This is a genomic window from Streptomyces sp. NPDC101151 (assembly GCF_044768335.1).
In the GTDB taxonomy this organism is placed as follows: Bacteria; Actinomycetota; Actinomycetes; order Streptomycetales; family Streptomycetaceae; genus Streptomyces.
In genome coordinates this window covers 1-1,422 of the sequence record NZ_JBIWPP010000137.1, presented here as the reverse complement: position 1 = coordinate 1,422, position 1,422 = coordinate 1, and the positions used below count along the sequence as shown (strand labels likewise).

Sequence of the window (1,422 nt, the reverse complement as noted above, 5' to 3'; positions counted from 1 at the left end):
ACCCCGCCAAGACCGTCCCCGAACTCGTCGCGACCGCGCCGTCGCAGGTCCTCAGCTGGGACATCACCAAGCTCGCCGGACCGGAGAAGGGGATTGCACGCCAAGATCGGCGGCCATCCGCTTGATCTGGGGCTTCGGCTCGGTGGAGCGATACATCCGCACCGCGCGCTCCCGCAACTCGGGCGGGTACTTCCTCGGGGCAGCCATGATCAGATCTCCTCTCGTGAGAACTATCTGACCCGCTGTCACCATCCACCGCATCTCGGGGGAACCTCAACGGCCCGCCCGTCGTCCGTCATGGCGGTGAGCAGTGCGCGGCCGGGGTCTGGCCGTGGCGGGACCCGCGGGCACTCTTGCCGTCCGGGGCCACCGACTCCGCCCCAGCCGGAGCCTGCCCAGTCAGGTAGGCCAAGCCGCCCGGGCAGACGGTGGAGATGATGGGCCAGAATATGCACACTACTGTAAGGTGGTGTGCATGGTGGAAATGACCTACTCGATCGTAGAAGCGCGCGCCCGCCTGGGCGCCATTGCGCGCGAGGTCAGCGCCACCCGTGAACCGGTCGCCATCACAGATCACGGGCAGACCGTCGCCATACTGGTCAGCCCCGCCGACGCCCTGGAACTGCAGGAACTGCGGGCCCTGGCTGCCTACCGCGCCCGCCAGGCCCGCGGGGAGAACGTCGGCGTCTCCCATGACGAGGCGTACCGCCGCATCTTCGGCGGAGCCTAGGCGTGAGCTACGAGGTCATCTGGGAGCCCGAGGCCCTCACCCAGGCGGAGCGGTTCGCCAAGAACGACCCCGACGGGGTACGCCAGGTGTTCACCGCCGTCGACCACCTCGCTGACAACCCCCGCCCCGACGGCGCGTTCGGCAGCGCTGACCTGCTGCGCATCCACGTCGGCGCCTACCGCGTGATGTACGAGATCAGCGACCAGCAGATCCGCGTGAGCGTGATCCATCTCGGACGCGTGCGCTGACCGGGCCTACACAGGCGCCAGGCCAGACACCCCGGTAATGCCCAGGGCCACTCGGCCTCACCACGACTCCTGATGTCTCCGTCAGACTACGGCGCTCAGCACTGGGAACCTCATCGTGATGACCGTGGACGTCAAGCCACCAAGGAGTAAGAGCCCGAGCCCACGATCAGGGCAGCGAGCCCCTGGAGCCGTCACCGGTCACAGCGGTCTCAGGACGTTGTTCGGCTCCGCAGTCACAGAACCACCGTTCGGTGTGTCAACTTGACCCGGCCCTGAAGTTCAGGGCCGGGTCAAGTTGACTTCTGGTGCGCATGATGAGCTTTGCGGGTACGGGACGTGGGGGCCGGCCGCGGCGCCCCCCGCCCCGAACCCAACCCCCCCGGCGGCGGCTTGTCCGGAGACCCCGGTCCGGGGCCCACAAACACTACATACCCCCCGAACGAC

At 68.0% G+C, this 1,422-nt stretch carries 2 protein-coding genes; both read left to right on the top strand.

All coding sequences use genetic code 11. The features are described 5' to 3' along the window. Window positions 1–475 precede the first annotated feature (475 nt). Window positions 476–730 carry a type II toxin-antitoxin system Phd/YefM family antitoxin gene (locus tag ACIRU3_RS47765; protein WP_404070787.1) on the top strand — a complete coding sequence of 85 codons (255 nt, stop codon included), beginning with the start codon at window positions 476–478 and terminating at the stop codon, window positions 728–730. A gap of 2 nt (window positions 731–732) precedes the next feature. Continuing rightward, window positions 733–978 (top strand): type II toxin-antitoxin system RelE/ParE family toxin, encoded by a 246-nt coding sequence (locus ACIRU3_RS47760; RefSeq protein WP_404070784.1) that lies wholly within the window; start codon window positions 733–735, stop codon window positions 976–978. The last annotated feature ends 444 nt before the right edge of the window (window positions 979–1,422 follow it).